General features: G+C 65.4%; 13 protein-coding genes. 6 read left to right on the top strand and 7 right to left on the bottom strand.

All coding sequences use genetic code 11. The features are described from left to right. The first annotated feature begins 57 nt into the window (after window positions 1-57). The 4 genes from VAE54_RS12405 (at window position 58) to VAE54_RS12390 (ending at window position 5,855) form a co-directional block, all read left to right on the top strand. Window positions 58-1,161: a glycosyltransferase family 4 protein gene (locus tag VAE54_RS12405; RefSeq protein WP_322802287.1), complete on the top strand. Its 1,104-nt coding sequence runs from the start codon at window positions 58-60 to the stop codon at window positions 1,159-1,161. A gap of 263 nt (window positions 1,162-1,424) precedes the next feature. Next, window positions 1,425-3,224 (top strand): DNA repair helicase XPB, encoded by a 1,800-nt coding sequence (locus tag VAE54_RS12400; RefSeq protein ID WP_322802286.1) that lies wholly within the window; start codon window positions 1,425-1,427, stop codon window positions 3,222-3,224. A gap of 145 nt (window positions 3,225-3,369) precedes the next feature. After that, complete coding sequence (locus tag VAE54_RS12395; RefSeq protein ID WP_322802285.1) at window positions 3,370-5,316, top strand: hypothetical protein; 1,947 nt, start codon at window positions 3,370-3,372, stop codon at window positions 5,314-5,316. 125 nt (window positions 5,317-5,441) lie between these two features. Then, window positions 5,442-5,855: an iron-sulfur cluster assembly accessory protein gene (locus VAE54_RS12390; RefSeq protein ID WP_322802284.1), complete on the top strand. Its 414-nt coding sequence runs from the start codon at window positions 5,442-5,444 to the stop codon at window positions 5,853-5,855. A 154-nt stretch (window positions 5,856-6,009) separates the two neighbouring features. Here VAE54_RS12390 and pheT read toward each other — a convergent pair whose 3' ends face one another. The 7 genes from pheT to VAE54_RS12355 form a co-directional block, all read right to left on the bottom strand. After that, window positions 6,010-8,550 (bottom strand): phenylalanine--tRNA ligase subunit beta, encoded by a 2,541-nt coding sequence (gene pheT / locus VAE54_RS12385; RefSeq protein WP_322802283.1) that lies wholly within the window; start codon window positions 8,548-8,550, stop codon window positions 6,010-6,012. A gap of 166 nt (window positions 8,551-8,716) precedes the next feature. Beyond that, on the bottom strand, window positions 8,717-9,145 hold the full coding sequence (gene hepT / locus VAE54_RS12380) for a type VII toxin-antitoxin system HepT family RNase toxin (protein WP_322802282.1): 429 nt from the start codon (window positions 9,143-9,145) through the stop codon (window positions 8,717-8,719). Between the two features lie 59 nt (window positions 9,146-9,204). Further along, window positions 9,205-9,570, bottom strand: a complete 366-nt coding sequence (locus tag VAE54_RS12375) for a nucleotidyltransferase domain-containing protein (RefSeq protein ID WP_322802281.1) — start codon at window positions 9,568-9,570, stop codon at window positions 9,205-9,207. Then, window positions 9,567-10,601 (bottom strand): phenylalanine--tRNA ligase subunit alpha, encoded by a 1,035-nt coding sequence (pheS, locus tag VAE54_RS12370; protein ID WP_322802280.1) that lies wholly within the window; start codon window positions 10,599-10,601, stop codon window positions 9,567-9,569. Before pheS ends, VAE54_RS12375 begins: the two co-directional genes overlap by 4 nt. A gap of 364 nt (window positions 10,602-10,965) precedes the next feature. Beyond that, complete coding sequence (locus VAE54_RS12365; RefSeq protein ID WP_322802279.1) at window positions 10,966-12,144, bottom strand: hypothetical protein; 1,179 nt, start codon at window positions 12,142-12,144, stop codon at window positions 10,966-10,968. A gap of 62 nt (window positions 12,145-12,206) precedes the next feature. Beyond that, the gene (locus VAE54_RS12360; RefSeq protein WP_322802278.1) at window positions 12,207-13,352 is read right to left on the bottom strand and encodes a response regulator; all 1,146 of its coding nucleotides are present in this window, start codon (window positions 13,350-13,352) and stop codon (window positions 12,207-12,209) included. A 71-nt stretch (window positions 13,353-13,423) separates the two neighbouring features. Beyond that, window positions 13,424-15,562: a GAF domain-containing protein gene (locus VAE54_RS12355; protein ID WP_322802277.1), complete on the bottom strand. Its 2,139-nt coding sequence runs from the start codon at window positions 15,560-15,562 to the stop codon at window positions 13,424-13,426. A gap of 258 nt (window positions 15,563-15,820) precedes the next feature. Between VAE54_RS12355 and VAE54_RS12350 the strand changes: the two genes are divergently transcribed. Both VAE54_RS12350 and VAE54_RS12345 read left to right on the top strand, forming a co-directional pair. Then, complete coding sequence (locus VAE54_RS12350) at window positions 15,821-16,843, top strand: NAD(P)/FAD-dependent oxidoreductase (protein WP_322802276.1); 1,023 nt, start codon at window positions 15,821-15,823, stop codon at window positions 16,841-16,843. A 31-nt stretch (window positions 16,844-16,874) separates the two neighbouring features. After that, complete coding sequence (locus VAE54_RS12345) at window positions 16,875-17,447, top strand: DnaJ family domain-containing protein (RefSeq protein ID WP_322802275.1); 573 nt, start codon at window positions 16,875-16,877, stop codon at window positions 17,445-17,447. Window positions 17,448-17,802: the final 355 nt, after the last annotated feature.

The raw sequence follows: 17,802 nt of genomic DNA, 5'->3' as shown, positions 1-17,802 counted from the left end.
CCCTACACAACCCTGCGGATCCGGGCAGGATGATTCTCTCAACGCTTGAGGAGCTTCATGCGGGTGGTCCTGCTCTCCAAAGCCATGGTCGTGGGGGCGTATCAACGCAAAGCGGAGGAGATCGCCCGCTACGAGGACGTCGAGCTCATCGTGCTTGTCCCTCCTGCCTGGCGGGATGAGCGGGGGGCACTTCCCCTTGAGCGGGCGCACACCCGGGGCTATACCCTGCTGGTGGAGCCCATTGCCCTCAACGGACACTTCCACCTGCATTTCTATCCCCACCTGGGCCGACGCCTGCGCGCCCTGCGGCCGGATCTCCTGCACATCGAGGAGGAGCCCTATAACCTGGCGACCTGGCACGCCGTCCGCATCGCGAAACGGATGGGGATCCGGGTGATCTTCTTCTCCTGGCAGAACCTCCTTCGTCAATATCCCCCGCCGTTTTGCGCGTGGGAGCGGGAGGTCCTCCGATCCGCCGACGCGGCGATCGTGGGCAGCGAGACGGCCGCCCGGGTTTGGCGGGCCAAGGGATACGCGGGGCCTCTGGCGGTGATCCCCCAGGTGGGCGTGGATCCGGAGTTGTTCTCGCCGGCGACGGAGCGGCCGCCCCGGCCTTTCACCATCGGCTATGTGGGCCGGTGGGTCCCCGAGAAGGGGATCGATCTCCTGCTCCGGGCGGCCGTGGGGCTGCCCGGAGACTGGCGGGTGCGGATCATCGGGAGCGGCCCCGAAGGGCCGGCCCTGCGCCGGCTGGCGGAACGCCTGGGGCTCTCCGGACGCGTCTCGTTTGAGCCCCCATTGCCCTCCACGCGCATGCCGGAGGTCTATCGAAGCCTGGATGTGCTGGTGCTTCCCTCCCGAACCCGGTGGAACTGGACGGAGCAGTTCGGCCGGGTGCTGATCGAGGCGATGGCGTGCGGCGTTCCGGTCATCGGCTCCTCGGCCGGGGAGATCCCCTGGGTGATCGGGGAGGCCGGGCTGGTGTTCCCGGAGGATCGGGAGGACGCCTTGCGGGAGGCTCTCCGTCGTCTGATGGAAGACCCCGCGCTCTACCAGTCCCTGCAGGAGAAGGGCCGGCAGCGCGTCCTGGAGCGGTTCACCCATCAGCGGATCGCTGCAGATACGGTGGCGGTGTATCGAGCGGTCGTCTATCGACCCTGAAAGCCGGGGATGCGTGGTCCATACTGGCGCTGGGGGCGGAGCGGATTGCCCAGGGTGCCGCGCTCCGCCCTCATTTTTTCTTGATCTTGATCCCGGCTGCCTTCCATGGGGCTTTTCAATGTTCTAAGAGATCGGGGGTGTCCCCCCACCTCCTGTCGGAATGGGTAAGATCTTCGAAAAGCCCTGTGCCTTCCATGGAAAGCCTTGCGAAATCCTTGAAGGCGGGTGAAAATAAATAGCCTGATCTCTTGCCGATGTGGCCCATGGCGATCCGCCTCGCTTTCCCGATTACAATCCAGACCGATCGAACGATCTGGCTGGAAACCCGGCACCCGGAATATGAGCAGGCCCGGGATGCCCTGGCCCGCTTTGCAGATCTGGAGCGAAGCGCCGGGTCGATCCATGTCTATCGAATGACCCCCCTCTCGGTATGGAACGCGGCCGCCCTGGGCCTCACGGCGGAGGAGATCCTGGCCGGGCTCGAACAGTTCAGTGGCGGCCATGTCCCCGAGACGCTCCGTCAGGAGATCCGGGAATGGATGGCTCGCTATGGACGGTTTCGCCTGGAGATGGAAGACGGCCGGCTCTGGCTGGTCGCCGATGATCCGGCGCTCCTGGCCTGGGCCGCCGATCAATCCGTGGTCGCCCCCTTCCTCCGGACGGCCCCGGGGGGCTCGATCCGGGATCGAGTGGAGGTGGAGCCTCGGGCCCGCGGACATCTGAAGCAGGCGCTTCTTTACCTGGGTTATCCAGTGGAGGATGCGGCCGGATACATCGAGGGGGCGCGCCTGGATCTGCGCCTGCGCCCGGCCTCCCGTTCCACGGGCGAGCCGTTCCGCCTGCGGCCTTACCAGGAGGAGGCCGTTGAAGCTTTCCTCCAGGCGGGGAGCGGGGTGGTTCTGCTCCCCTGCGGGGCCGGGAAAACCATAGTGGGCCTGGGGGTGATGGCCCGGTTGCAGACGGCCACGCTGATCATCGCCACCAACACGGTGGCCGCTCGCCAGTGGATCGCCGAGATCCTGGATAAAACCGATCTGAGCCCGGATCAAATCGGGGAATACACCGGCCACCGGAAGCAGATCCGTCCGGTGACGGTGGCCACCTACCAGATCCTCACCCACCGTCCCCGACGGGATTTCGAGGAGGACCTTCTCCGCCAGTTCCCCCATTTCCGCCTGTTCAACGCCCTGGATTGGGGGCTGATCATCTACGATGAGGTCCATCTGCTGCCCGCCCCGGTCTTCCGCATCACGGCGCAGCTCCAGGCCCGGCGACGTCTGGGGTTGACCGCCACGCTGGTGCGGGAGGATGGCCTGGAGCGGGAGGTGTTCGCCTTGATTGGCCCCAAGCGCTACGAGGCCCCATGGCGGGAGCTGGAGGCGCGGGGCTGGATCGCTGCCGTGGAATGCCATGAGGTCCGCGTTCCGATGGGGCCGGAGGATCGGCTTCGATATGCCACGGCGGAAGAAAGCGAGCGGTATCGCCTCGCGGCCACCAATCGGGCCAAAGAGCCGGTGGTCCGTCAGTTGCTGGAAAAGCATCTGGAAGATACCGTGCTGATCATCGGCCATTATCTGGATCAGCTGGAGCGGATCGCCCGGGCGATCCGCGCCCCGCTGATCACCGGCCGCACGCCGGTGGTCGAGCGAGAGCGGCTCTTCGACCAGCTGCGCCGGGGGGAGATCCGCCGCCTGGTGGTCTCGCGGGTGGGCAATTTCGCGATCGATCTCCCAGACGCCAACGTGCTCATCCAGGTTTCAGGGACCTTCGGATCACGCCAGGAGGAGGCCCAGCGTCTGGGCCGGATCCTTCGCCCCAAGCGCAATGGGGTCCTGGCGCACTTCTACACTCTGGTGAGCCGGGATACAGTGGAGCAAGATTATGCCGCCCGGCGCCAGTTGTTCCTCACGGAGCAGGGCTATCGATATGAGATCCTCGAGGCGGAGGAATTGCCCGCTTATCACCCGGCCGTCGCGGATGTGCCGGTCTGGTATCGTTCCCTGCCTGGCTCGCGCTCCGATAGGCGAGGACCTTCCTCCAATGGGCATGGATCGCTGGCTTGATGGATTCCCCCGCTCGCTCCTGATGGAGGCATTCCGCCTGTGGTCCTCCGGCCGGATCCACTGGCGCTCCGGGGATGGGGATGTGCTCTTCGTGATGGTTTCCCCTTCATCTCGTTCGAAGGCCCCCGCTGGTGCTCCCAGGGAAATGAAATGGCGGCGGCCCAGCCCCGGAGGGGAGATCCGTCTGGAAGCGCTGCGGGAGCGGGGCTGTGGATGTCGCAGCAGCAAACCATGCGCCCATGAGGTGGCGGCCTGGCTGGCCCTGCTGTTGGATATCGGGCCCGCCCCGGAGGAGGGCCTGGAAGATCTGCGGCGGCTGGAAGCCCAGCTGGAACAGCGGACGACGGTGGAGCTGCTCCGCCTGGCCCGCCTTCGGGGATGGTCCCTGCCCCGCGGGCGCAAGCCGGAGCTGGCACGCCGGCTGGCCGCCCGGCTTTTCCTTCACTTTCGGCTGGGGCTGTGGCGGGAGGAGCTGGACCCGGCGCTGGAGGGCCTCCTGGGGCTGATCCGTTTGCTGGGGGATGAGCGGGTGGATCTGGAGGACCTCGAAACGCGGTGGATCCGCTGGACGGGTGGGGAGCGCCGGGCGTTCCGGCAGATCTGGAACCGGGCGATCCGGAAGGGATTGTTGATCCCCTGTGCCCTGGGCCATGAGACACGGCCGCGTCCCCATGCCCATCTCGCCGCGGCCCTGGAGATCTCCGCGCTCCCGGCTCCCGTGTTCCCCATTACGGTTTATCGCGGTTTCCCATCGGATCGGATTGTGGCGGCGCCGCCCATCGCCCCGCTGCTGCGCGAGGCTCGTCGCGGGATGCTCCCTCAGCGGTTCAGGATCACCCTTCGCGTGCATCCCCGGGCGAGGACGTTCCCATGGTTGTGGGGGTGGCTCCATGATGCGGAGGAAGTAGAGGCCCTCCTCGCCCGCCATCCGTGGGGCCCTCCCCCTTACGAGTGGATCACGGTGCCGGTGAGCTGGCTGGCCTCTGAAACGGTCGAGGCGATGGTGGAACGGATCGGGTTGCCGTGGGAAGGCGCGGCGTTCCTGGTGGAGGCCATGTGGCGGCTTTCCGGCACCCCTCTGGGGGAGAGCTTCCCGGCCTCATCGGCCATGGAGGAGGCCGACGATGGGGAGATCATGGATCAGCTGTGGAGGCTGTGGCAAAGCGGTGCCACCCTGTTTGAGATCCTCTGGCTTCAGCGCCGGGATCCAACGGTTCGCCTGTTGCGGTCCATCGGCTGGGTCGGGGGAATGGAGCAACTCTATTACGAATGGGGGCTGGGCCGGCAGATCCTGATCCGCCTGCTGAGTGGGCTGCCGGACGAATGGGTGGATTGGACGGATGTGGCGCGGGCGCTGGAGGCGGCACAGCCGCCGGGATTTGCGGGCCCCTCCCTCGACCGGCCCTGGCGGCTGGTCCGTGGCCACCCGGTTCAGGAGCCCCTCCCGCTCGCCGAGCATGTGCGGGCATACCTTGAAGGATCGCTGTTCTGGCTGGGAGCCGTGGCCCTCGCCTATGAAGGAGACGCGCTCCGGGCGTTCCGTCTGACACCGCGCGGCCGCCGCTGGGTCCGAGGGGAAACCGATGCGGACGCCCCGCTCTCGGGAGGAGCGCTGGAGCGGGTCTCCCTGCCGGAGACCCAATGGCTGGATGAGCGGACCTGGTCGGTGCGGCCGGGCCCGGAGTCTGCCCGTCTGCTCGGGCTCTCCAGCCGCCTGGGCCGTCCGATGGGCTCCCCCTTCGTGTTCACCCTGGATGAGGCGCGGATCGAGACGGTGCTCCGGGAGGGATATCGACCGGAGGAGATCCTGGCCCTCTTCGAGGCCTCGGGCCTGTCGCCCACCCCCACGCTGCGTCAGGCGCTCCAGGACGCCTGGGCGCGTCTCAGCCGGGTGCAGGCGTTCGAGAACATCACCCTCCTGGAGACCGACGATCCCCTCATTCTGCAGGAGCTTCTCGCAGCCACCTCCCTGGGATCCGCCATCCTGGGCTGGCTGGCCCCCAACCTGGTCATCCTAGAGGAGTCCGCCCTGGAGCGTCTATGGAAGGAGATGCGGGATCGAGGATACTACCCCACCATAGTGTGGGGTTGAACGCGCGGGGAAGGCGCCCATTATGATGAGGTGTGGTATCATAAATCAGGATGGGATTTCCCGCTCCAGCATCTCTTGCCCTTCCCTGGCGGCGTGGATTGGAGACGAATCTCAGGAGGCGTCCGATGGCCGAAGAGCTCATGCAGGAAGAGAGGGTCCAGGTGGAAGCCCCGGTGGTGGCCCTGACGGAGGAGGCAGCCCGGAAGCTGCAACAGATCATGGCCGAGAAAAAGCTGGAAGGGTATTTCCTCCGGGTGTTTGTCGCCGGCGGGGGATGCGCGGGCCTTCAGTATGGAATGGGGTTCGAAGCCCAGCCGGAGGCGGAGGATTATCAAACCGAAAGCCACGGGATCCGTATTCTGGTGGACCCCATCAGCGCGATGTATCTGTGGGGCTCCACGATCGACTATGTGGATGCCCTGATGGGGGGCGGCTTCCAGATCCACAATCCCAATGCGATCGCGACCTGTGGATGCGGCCACTCCTTCCGCACCCAGGGCGGCGCTGCGCCCTCCGGTGGGGGATGCAGTTGCCATTGAGGGCGTCGGACCTCGGGGAGCCGCCGGGCTTTTCCATGGGATGAGCGGATACCGTTCGGCCCGGATTCGGGAGGCGGGATAGTTTTTCCGGGCTTTTTGAGGGCTACAGGGGCACCGCAGGCGCTCCCCGTAGCCCTCGCAGTCCTTCCTCGCATCACTCCTCTCGTTGCCGAACAATCGCCCCCAGTCGCTCCGCCGCCGCACGGATCAGCCGTTCCCGCAACGCGGCGACTTCGCGATCCGTGAGGGTGCGGTCCTCGGCCTGATAGACCACAGTGAACGCCAGGCTCCGGTGGTAGGGCGGGATGGGAGCGCCCTGATAGACATCGAAGAGGCGCACCTCGCGCACCAGGGGAGCGCCGGCCTCCCGGAGCACGGCAGCCAGGGCGGCCGCCGGCACGCTCTCTGGAACGATGAAAGCGAGATCCTCGACCACAGGGGGCACCCGGGGCACCGCTTCAAAGGCGTGAGCCAGCGGCGTCAGGGCCTGCATGGCCTCCAGATCCAATTCCGCCACCAGCACCGGTTGATCGGGCAGCTCCCACCTTCGACGCACCAGCGGATGCAATTCCCCCAGGATCCCGATGGGGCGCCCCCCTGCCATCACTTCGGCTCCGCGGCCCGGATGGAGCGTCGGATGTTCCGCGCGCTCGAACACGACCTCCGGGATGTGAAGCCGCTCCAGCAGGGTCTCCACAATCCCCTTCAGGTCGAAGAAATCCATCGGCGCCCGATCCATCCTCAGCCACGAAGCCGGATCCCGAGGGCCGGTGAGGGCCAGGCCTACGCGCCGCGGCTCCTCCGGTAGCGCAGCGCCTGGGACCGGGAGGAAGACTTTCCCCACCTCGAAGAGAGCCACCCGCTCCCGGAACCGCAGGTTGGCAGCCAGGGTGCGCAACAGGCCCGGCAGCAGGGTGTGGCGGAGTACCGTGCGCTCCTCGCTGATCGGGTTGATTAGGCGGAGATATTCCAGAGCGGTGTAAGGGTTGGCAACGTCAGGTGGGGTCAGGCGGGCTTCATCCTCGGGATGGATCAGGGAATAGGTGATCACCTCCTGGAGCCCGCAGGCGACCAGGATGTCCCGCACCCGCTCCTCGAAGGCCCAGGCGGGGTTTCCTCGCTGGGGCGGCAGGGGATCCCGCAGACGGGTCTCCGGGATCCGATCGTAGCCCCAGATCCGGGCGATCTCCTCGACGAGGTCCTCCGGCCGGCTGCAATCCAGCCGGTGATCCGGCACGGTCACCCGCCAGGCCGTCGGCGGCGATGGGCGGCGGCCCCGGCGGCGGGGGGATGCCATCGGTTCCATCTGGAATTCCAGGGAGCGAAGGATCCGCTCGATCTGTCGGGGTGGGATCGAGAAGCCCAGGATCCGCTCCACCGCTTCGACGGAGAGCGGGATCACCACCCGTCGGGCTTTCCGCACATAGGCATCGGCGATCCCTCGGGCCACGAGGCCCCTCGCCAGCCGCTGCATGAAGGCGGCGGCCCGCTGAGCGGCCGGCACGGTGAGGGCCGGGTGGATTCCCCGGCCGAAGCGGGCGCTGGCCTCGCTGGGCAGCCGGTGGCGGGCGGCGGTGCGGCGGATGGAGACGAAATCGAAGTTCGCCGATTCCAGAAGGACAGCCCGGGTGGCTTCCGTGACCTCCGTCTCGGCCCCGCCCATCACGCCGGCGATCGCGATGGGCCCGGCCTCATCGCAGATCAGCAGATCCTCGGGATCCAGCGTTCGATCCACCCCATCCAGAGTGCGGATGCGCTCACCGGGTCGGGCGCGGCGGACGATGATCGTGGGCGGGCGGCCGCGGGCGCGCTCCACCAGCCGGTCGTAATCGAAGGCGTGGAGCGGCTGGCCCCATTCCAGCATCACATAGTTGGTGATATCCACGATGTTATTGATCGGGCGGAGCCCACACAGCCGCAGACGCCATTGCATCCAGTAAGGGGAAGGGCCGACCTGGACGTCCTGGATCACCATCGCGGAATAGCGCGGACAGCCATGGGAGTCCTCAATTCGGATCCCCATTAGGCGGCGGACGGCTGGGCCCAGGGCCTTCACCGCGGTGGAGGGATATCGGAGGCGTCGGCCGGTGAGGGCAGCCACCTCACGGGCGATCCCGATCATCGAGAAGGCGTGAGCCAGGTTGGGAGTGAGATCGATGTCCAGCACGGCGTCGCCCATGTAATCCGCCAGAGGCATCCCCACCGGCGCCTCCGGGTCCAGCAGGATGATCCCCTCGTGGTCCTCCGAGATCCCCAGTTCCTTCTCTGAGCACACCATTGCATCCGAGTAAATCCCTCGGATCGCCCGGCCCTGAAGGGTCATCTTCACCCAGCCGGGCTGATGGCCATCGTAAAGCGTCGCCCCCTCCAGGGCGAAGGCCACCTTCAGCGGCCGCTCAGGGGGACGCTCCAGGAAGGGGAAGAGGTTCGGAGCGCCGGTGACCACCACCTTCGGCTCCCCCCGGCCGTAATCCACGGTGGCCAGGAGCAGGCGGTCGGCGTTCGGATGGCGCTCCACCCGAAGGATCTGGCCCACGACGATCCGCTCCCGATCCCATTCTAGGGGGGCGCCGGGGATCCCGAACCGCTCGATGGCGGTCACCTCCAGGCCGGCCATGGTCAACCGTTCCGCCAGCTCCTCCGGCGTGAGATCCACTTTCACGTATTCCTGCAGCCAGCGCAACGGAACCCGCATCGCGCATCCCTCCAGCAACAGTTTGTGGTCGAGCACGAGGCGAGGTGCCCGTCAGAGGCGTTCCCAGGAAAAGAACGGGCATGGACATGCCTTGCTACGAATAAAAAGCTCTCTGTTCGGAGTAGGGCGCGAAACGGATTCATCCGGGCGCAAGCTCCACCATCGTTCAGGCCTCGGAAGAAAGCCCGGTGAAAGCTCCAATCGCGCGGATGAACCCCTCGATGTCCCGCAGGGCTTCTGGAATCGCCTCAAAGGCCGCCCGGTCATCTGTTTCCCAATCGCGATGGACCAGGCGATTTCGAAGACGGATCAGCCCCTGCAAACGTTCGGCGAGCTCATTCGAGATGACTTGATGCTCCTCCAGGATCTGAACGGCCTCACCATAGGTTTCTGGAGTTCGCCACCGGTTTTGAGCGATCGGATGATGGGCGATATCGACCATGGCCTCAGCGCTCACGATCAGATCATAACGGGCGCTTCCAGGGTCTCCGATGAACTCCTCCAAGCTCATCGGAGCCAGCGAGGTAAGGCGATCCCGGCTTTCCAGGAGCGCGGAGATTAACGGGCGCAATCGGTCACTTCGGTAGCGGATCATAAAGAGAGAACCTCCCGCAGGTAGCCTTCGTGCAGGCGGCGGACCTCAAGATACTCCGACTACGTGGCCGCTTCGAAATCGGACCGCCGATCCTCATCCCGGCAGAACAGGATCCGCCGGGTTCGGATGGCTGCAGCGCGGAAGGCAGGCGGTGCCCGATTCAGCGTCTGGACATCTACAGGGAACTTGAAGCCCGCCCGATGCAGGGCCTTTTCCAGCCGGTCCGCCAGCTTGCCCTCGCGGCGCCAGAGCACCATCGGCAGCGGATCCAGGAAGACCGCCACGTCGATGTCCCGAAAGGTATCCGCCTCCATGAAGGACCCATGAAGGTAAGCGAAGACCACATCAGGCTCCCCGGCCAGGGCCGTGGCCAGTAGCCTGGCGATCTGTTCTTTTTCCTCCGGGGAAACCCGATAGATCTTCATCCGAATTGCTCCAGGAAACGCAGATCGTTGGCCCAAAAATATCGAATGTCATCGATGCGATGTTTCAACATGGTGATGCGCTGCGGCCCCATGCCGAAGGCGAAGCCGGTGAAGCGCCGGGGATCGTATCCCCCGTTCTCCAGCACGACCGGGTGCACCATCCCGGCCCCGGCGATCTCCAGCCACCCCGTGAACTTGCATACCCGACAGCCGCGCCCCTCGCACAGGATGCAATCGATGTCCACCTCCACGCTGGGCTCCGTGAAGGGGAAATAAGAGGGGCGGAAACGGATCCGGCGCTCCGGCCCGAACATCCGGCGGGCGAAATCCGCCAGGGTGCCCTTCAGATCGCTCATGGTCACCCGCTCGCCGACCGCCAGCCCTTCGACCTGGTGGAACATGATCTCGGAGCGAGCGGTGATCTGCTCGTAGCGGTAGCACATCCCGGGCAGGATCACCCGCACCGGCTCCGGGCAGAAGGCCCGCATGGCGTGGATCTGGCCCGGCGAGGTGTGGGTGCGCAGGATCACCCCCTCCCGGTCCGTGTAGAAGGTGCTCCACATATCCCGGGCCGGGTGATGAGGTGGGATGTTGAGCAGCTGGAAATTGTATTCGTCGGTCTCCACATCCCGGCTGGTGAAGATCTGGAAGCCCATCTCAGCGAAAATAGCGATGATCTCCCGCAGGGTCCGGGTGGCCGGGTGAAGCCGGCCGGCGCGGACCGGTCGGCCGGGCAGGGTGACATCCAGGGGTGGGGCCTCCAGCTCCCGGCGCAGCGCCGCCTGGCGGATCGCTTCCAGGCGGGCCGCGTAGGCTGCCTCGAGGGCTTCTTTCACCTCGTTGGCCTTGCGCCCGATGATCGGCCGCTGGTCTTTCGGCAATGTCCCCAGCATAGCGAACGTCTCCATCAGCCGGCTTCGCCGCCCCAGATAACCGGCATACCAGGCCCGGAGCGCCTCCTCAGTATCCAGCGCCTCCAGGGCCCGCAGCGCCTCCTCCTGTAAGCGCTCCAGCTCATCCGAGGTGATCATTCCGCATCTTTCCTCCTGGGGAGGATGGACGCAAGTCTTCATGAAACAATCACGCCCTCATCCCGGCCAGGGACGAGGGCGTGGGATCCCCCGCGGTACCACCCTGCTTGGCCTGGGCGCATCCGGCCCAGACCCCCTCATGGGCCCATGGTTTCGCGTTCCCATGGGTGGCCCAGGTAACGGCGGGCCCTCCGGGAGCGACTACTGCGGATGCCGGGGAATCCCCCTCCGGTTCGCCGCTCCGGCTCCGGGGCGAACTTCAGCCAGCGGTCGCCGAGCGGGGCTCTCAGCCTGCGACCCCGCCGCTCTGGCGGCGCCGCTCCGGCCTACTCCTCCCCTTCTTCGCCGTTCGAAGGCCTACAATTTAAGACGGCTCCAGCGTCTCCAGGATCCAGGCCCGGGGGGCGATCAGCTCCCCCTGGGCCTGCAATAGAAGGCCCACCTGGCTCTCCCGGGCGATCTCCAAAGCGCGACGGTCCAGGGTCACGCCGAAGATGAGGGGCAATACATTCCCCCGAATGCCGTAAGCCTGCAGGGCTTGCACCACCCGCGTATTCCGTAGCAGATCGACGAACTCGTGAACCGCGCGGGGGCTGACGCGGGCTTTCACCGAGACGAGCACCCAGGCCTCGTTCCCATCCGGCCCCCGGACCCGGGCGACTCCATCCAGCTCTCCCATCTGATCGATGGCCAGGGTGGTGATGGGTTCCAGGAGGGCATAGCCGCGCTCCCGCAGATAACGCTGCAGCGCTTCCACCATCTGTCCTTCCACCGTCACCCCGATCGTCTGCCCGAATCGATCCAGGGTGCGCTGGAACTGCTCCTGACGCAGGAGGATCTGCTGTATGATCTCTTCGGTGCGGCGTTGGGCTTCGGCCAGGGCTCGGACTTCGGCGCTGAGCTCGGCGAAGCGGCGGTCGGTTTCGGCGCGCTGGGCGGTGAACTCCTCATAGTGTCGCCGCTGGGCTTCGGCCAGGGCTCGGACTTCGGCGCTGAGCTCGGCGAAGCGGCGGTCGGTTTCAGCGCGGTGGGCGACCAGGGATTCTTCGGTGCGGCGTTGGGCTTCGGCCAGTTCGGCGAAGCGGCGGTCGGTCTCCGTCCGGTATTCCAGGAACTCCTGGCGGTGGGTGGTGAAGGCCTCGGCCAAGCGGTTGAGGGTTTCCTCCGTGCGCCGTTGGGCTTCGGCCAGTTCGGCGAAGCGGCGGTCGGTTTCGGCGCGCTGGGCGGTGAACTCCTCATAGTGTCGCCGTTGGGCTTCGGCCAGGGCCCGGACTTCGGCGCTGAGCTCGGCGAAGCGGGCCTCCGTCTGCGCCTGGTGGGCCAGGAACTCCTGGCGATGGGCGGTGAATGTTTTGCTCAGGTCGCGGATCGAACGGGCCAGCTCGGCGAAGCGACGGTTCACCTCCTTCCGGAGCTCATGGACTGTATCCGGAAGATTCAATAACTCATCCGTCAGGAGCAGGCGGCGCAGCTCCTTCCGCCACTCCTCATGCTGTTCCAGCAGCCGCACCAGATCGTGGAAATCGGCAACCGTGAACGCCATTCAGACCCCTCAATGGGTTCTGAAAGGATTTTATCATATCTCCAGCTCTCCAGCGGATCCGATCACGGGAGCGGGGCCCGAGGATCGTCCGTGGGATCTTCCAGTAATCCACCCAGGATGGCCTTGCGCACCGCGGCGGCACGGGTGTGGACGCCCAGTTTGCTCAGGATGCTATCGACCTGCTTCTTCACAGTATTCGGCGAGACCACCAGCCGCTCCGCGATCTCCCGGTTGGTCAGCCCGTGGGCCATCCAGCGCAGCACCTCTCGCTCCCGGGGTGTCAGAGAGGCCAGGGCGGCTTGGTCTTCCGGTGAGAGGCTCCTTGCCGGACGGGGCGTCGGGGAGGTCGGCCGGCTGCTCATGGCCTGCTGGACAAACTGAAGAAAGGTGCGCCGGTTGAACGCCGCCTTATCAAAGAAAGCGAAAACCCCCAGGCTCTGATAGGCCATTTCCACCTCATCCACCGAGGCCGTGGCGCTCACCGCAATCGTCGGAAGCCCGCGCCGCCGGGCGACCTGCAGCAAGCGGAGGCCATCTCGATTCCCGAAGGGGTTCATGGAGCTGGCCAGTTGCAGATCGACGATCAGCATCGCGAAGCTCTCCCGCTCGAGCCAGGCCAGCGCCTCCGCATAGGAAGGTGCCGTCTCGCATGAGAGGCCCAGCTCTGCGAGGAGCTCCTGATAGAGGTCCTGCCAGCCCGGGTCATCCTCCACCACCAGCACCCGGGGCCCTGTCGGGGAGGCTTGCGGACGGAAGGGAGGGGGGGTCGACAGGGCGCGGCCGGGCGAGACCCGCTCCTGCTGGAGCAGGCGGGCGACGACCTCCACAAAGGCCCGGCGCTGGAACGTTTCCTTCCGCAGGAAATCCGCAGCCCGATGGCGGGTCAAGGCCTCCACCGCCATTTCTACCGTCGCGTAGCCCGTTAGCGCGATGGCAGGGATGGGCGGCTCATGGTTCGCCAGTGCATCCAGCACCTGAAAGCCGCCCCGGTTGCGATGGTCCTCAGGATCCAGGGAGACATCCACGACCGCCATGGCGTAAGTTCGTTCGCGCAGCATCGCGATAGCTGTTCGTGCGTCCGCGACGCTATCTACCGTAAGGCCCAGATCCTCGAACACCTCCTCGAGCAGCTTCCGCCAGGCTGCGTCGTCATCCACGATCAGCACCCGTTTCCCGATCGGAAAAGCCGCTGGGAAGGATACACCCATCTTAATTCCTTCCTCCGGAGTTAGGAGCTGCTTCGATTTCCCGGCGAAGGCCAGACATGACTAGACGATCCTCAGCGGTCCGGAGCGCGGGGCAATCGCACGTGGAAGGCGGTGCCCTGTCCGGGAGTGCTCTCCACGCGGATCTCGCCGCCGAACCGCTGGATCAGCATCTTCACCCACCATAAACCGAAGCCCAGCTTCTTGGGCGATCGCTTGGTGGAGAAATCCAGTTCGAAGATCCGCTCCTGGAGCTCCGGGGGGATCCCCGGCCCGTTGTCCCGCACGGTGAAGTGCACCGCATCGGGCCCGGCGACGCCCTCCACCCGGATCCACCCGTTTTCCCCCAGCGCCTCCACCGCGTTCTCCAGGAGGTTGAAGAACACCAGGGCCAGTTGCGGCTCCCCCGCCATCACCGGCGGTAGATCCTCCATGCCCACGATCTCCAGGCGAATGCCGGGCGGGATCCGAAGGTCCCGCAGCGCCATCTCCAAGCAGGGGAGCAGGGCGATCGGGCGGGGCGCCATGGGCCGCAGGTACACCATTGCCTCCCGGACGGCGTCCAGGGCGGCCCGGGCGCGGCTCTCGATCTCCTGGAACACCGAAGCCAGATAAGGGTCCTGGAAGAGATCTGGTCGCTTCTCCTGGAGTCCTTCCAGGCGTACCGGGATCAGGCCGATGTGGTTGGTCAGGCGGTGAAGCAGGTTGGCGGCGATGTCGCCCACCGCGGCGAAGGCCTCGGTGATCGCCTGGCGTTCGCGGGCCGCTTGGAGGGCCTGGACGTGCTCCGTCAGCTGCACGGCCAGGGCGGCATGGTTGGCCAGGATGATCAACAAGCGCTGATCCCGCTCTGTGAAAGTGCGGGGTTGGGAGGAGTGAACGACGAAGACGCCGCAGACGGTTCCATCCGGTTGCAGCATGGGGACCGCCAGGGCCCATCCGCCGGACTCGAAGGAGAGAGGCCGGCGGGATCGGCTCACCGCTTCCACCAGCCCGGCGGTTCCGGCCATTGCGGGGTGAGTGGCGAAGGCCAGATGCGGGGGCCCCGCAGGCGGGATCAGCCAGATCGCCCCATCAGAGGCCTGGATCAGCTCGCAGGCCAGCGCGACCGCTCGGGCGAAGAGCGCCTCCCGGCCGCCGTGGAGGAGCTGACCGGTGATCTCCTGCATGCCCCGCAGCAATCGCATTTCCTGGAGCGCGATCACCGCGCGGGCGGCCAGCATCTCCAGCAACCGCTGGTCTCCTTCTGTGAACGCGCCCGGATCAGGGCTCTCCAGATTCAGCACGCCTTCCACCTCTCCGCCGGCGCCGATCAACGGCACAGCGAGCTCCGATCGGATCTCGTAGCCGGCCAGCCAGGGCCGATAGATCGAAGCCCACGGGGAGGCGTGGAGGTCATCGATGCGCAGCGAGCGGCGGTGCACCGCCACCCATCCCACAATGCTGGTCTCGTCCAGCTCCAGCTCAGGGGCGATGTTGGGGAGGAGCGGGCGGCCGATCAGCGCCCCCAGCACCAGACGCTGGCGCTGTCGATCCACCAGCCGGAGCGTGCCGAAGCGGGCCCCGGTCAGCTCCAGGGCGATCCGCAGGATCGCTTCCAGGATCTCCTGGGGATCGGCCCGGGCGCTCAAAAGATGGTCCATTCGACGCAGCTCATCCAGCTCCCGGGTCACCCGGTGAAGGTTCTGCTGAAGCCGTTCCATAACCTGGGCGCGCCGGAGCAGCAGAGCAGCCACGCGGGTGAAGAGCTCCATGGCCTCCAGCTCGAGAGCCGTGAAGGATCGTTCCTGCTGGCAGGAGAGATAGAGCACCCCGACCGGTTCCCCAGCGGCAAGCAGCGGCCAGCATCCGACCATTCGGGCCCCTGCCGCCTGCTTAGCCGGATGGATCGGCATGTCGGGCTCTTCCCAGGAGAGGATCCGCCGGCCCCGAGCCAGGGCCCGGGCGGCCATCCCGTCCGGTCGCGGCCAGTCCGGGGCTGTCCATCCTTCGATCTCCCCCACGGCGATCCGGGAGGACGGATCCAAGCCGCGCTGTTCTGGACTATAGGAAAAAAGGATGGCGGTGGCCGCCTCTTCGAGAGCCAGCAACCGGAGTGCCTCTTCCCCGATGCGTCGCAGACACTCAGAGATGGGAGTCTCGGGAGGGAGGCCCGCCAGCCGCTCCCCCGTTGTTTGGAGACGCTGGAGGAGCCCTTCGATCTCTGCCGCCATCATAACCGGTCCTCAGCGGGGCAATTGCCCTTTTAAATAAATAATTATATGCGGAGTTAGCGAGATCGGTAGCCGCCCCTCTCAGTTCTCGACTTAGTCGTTGTAGCCTCTCAAAGGGCGACGGCATAGGGTAGGGGCTCCCACGACCTCTTCCACCCTGCGAAATATCGGCTCTTCGGATTTTTGGGTTGCTCCATAAACAGCGCGAGGCTTTATAATACCAATCGCCTTGGGAATTCTCTTTGCAAGGAGGAGCGGATGGCTTCCACCTCCAGCCTTGGGAATGCCGAGCCCGTGGATCTGACAATCGTTGGAGCAGGGCCTACGGGTTTGTTCGGCGCCTTTTACGCTGGCCTGCGCGGGCTCAGCGTCCGGATCATCGATGCGCTCCCCCAGCCCGGAGGGCAGCTGGCTGTCCTTTACCCGGAGAAGTTCATCTACGATGTCCCGGGCCATCCCAAGATCATGGCGAAAGATCTCGTGCGCCTTCTGGTCGAGCAGGCTTCCACTTTCAATCCGATCTTCTGCCTGGGGGAGCGTGCCCTCTCATTGCGACGGGAAGATGCGCTGTGGGTGGTGGAGACCGACAAATCGGTTTATTCATCGCGGGCTGTCCTGATCGCAGCGGGGATCGGGGCCTTCCAGCCGAACCGCTTGGGGAAGCCGGAGATCGACCAGTATGAAGGGCGGGGGCTTTATTATGTGGTAACCGAGCGGCGGCCCTTCCGCAACAAGCGGTTGCTCATCGTGGGCGGAGGCGATACGGCGGTGGACTGGGCGCTGAACCTCCGGGATTTCGCCGCGCATATCACATTGATCCACCGCCGCGACCAGTTCCGCGCCCATCCGGGTAGCGTCGCCGAGCTGATGCGGTCGAACATCGATATCCGCCTTTTCCATGAATTGAAAGCAATCCGCCCCGGGCCAGATGGATCCGTCCGCGAGGCGGTGATCTTCAACAACCAGACAGGGGAGGAGACCGTCATCCCGGTGGACGCGATCATCATGAGCCTGGGGTTCAAGGCGGATTTGGGGCCGATCAAGAGCTGGGGCCTGGAGACGGTGGGCAACCGGTATATCAAAGTGAACGCGCGGATGGAAACCAATTTACCGGGGGTCTACGCAGCCGGAGACATCACTGCGCCGGAAGGCGTAGAGCCCCTGAACCTCATTGTGATCGGCTTCGCTCAGGCGGCAACCGCGGTGAACTACGCAGCTACCTATATCAACCCGCAAGCGAAGGTCTTTCCTGGACATTCCAGCGAGATGCGGCTCCGGTGACGAGGAAGCATCAGCATAGGTGAGGTCTGAGATGGTCTATTGGGGCGAATGGCTGGAGCAGAAGATCCTGGAGGCGATGCGCCAGGGGGCGTTCGAACATCTTTCGGGCAAAGGGAAGCCGCTGCCGGTGGAGGAGAATCCCTACCTGGAGCCAGGCCTGGCCATTGCTTATCATATCCTCCGCCAGAACGACGCCCGCCCCGAGTGGATTGAGGCGGATCTGGCGATCCGACGGGGGATTGAGCTCGCCCGCCAGGATTTGCAGCGGACGATGCAGTGGCGGGAGGAAGCGTTGCGAGCTCTGGAAGGGAAAACCGATCCTCGAAGCCGGGCGGAGCGGGAATGGGTGGAGGCGGAGTGGGATCGAGCCCTACGGGCCTTCGCCCGTCGGATCGCCGAGCTCAACGAACAGGTCTTTCTCTTTAACCTGAAAGTGCCCATCTACTGGCTCCAGCGGTTCAAGTTCGATCTCCGGGAGGAACTCCAGGCGCTGGGTGTGCCCGAAGCAGATATCACACGCCTGAGGCAGGGAGATCCCACGAACGGAGGCGGCTCTTCCCCTCTCGAAACCTCAGCCTTCCGTTTAGGATATGCTGATTTCTGAGAGCCATCAAACAACGAGAGAATAGAAACGGTCCAGGAAGATCTGCTTTTTGTGGAATCGGATGGTTGGCAGGATGGATCGGGCCTTGACAGATGTCCGATCGTTCTCTAAAATTTGGAACAAGCCTTGGTTTTGGAAAGGAGGGATGTCGGGCGGAAGCGAATCGTCGAGGCCTGACTCTGGGTCCGAAGGGATCCATCGAGGGCGGATGTTGCCCTCAGAGGGTCATTCCTTGCAGAGACCTCTCTTTTCCACGATCCTGCTAAAAGGAGGAGGTCATGAGGTTTCCCAGGATCCTGCTGGGTCTAACGGTGTTCAGCCTGCTGCTGGCCGCCTGCGCCATGCCGGCTACTCC

The sequence above is a fragment of the Thermoflexus sp. genome, from assembly GCF_034432235.1.
Lineage (GTDB): Bacteria > Chloroflexota > Anaerolineae > Thermoflexales > Thermoflexaceae > Thermoflexus.
Note: the sequence above shows the minus strand (reverse complement) of the source record. Positions and strands in the feature narration are given on the sequence as shown.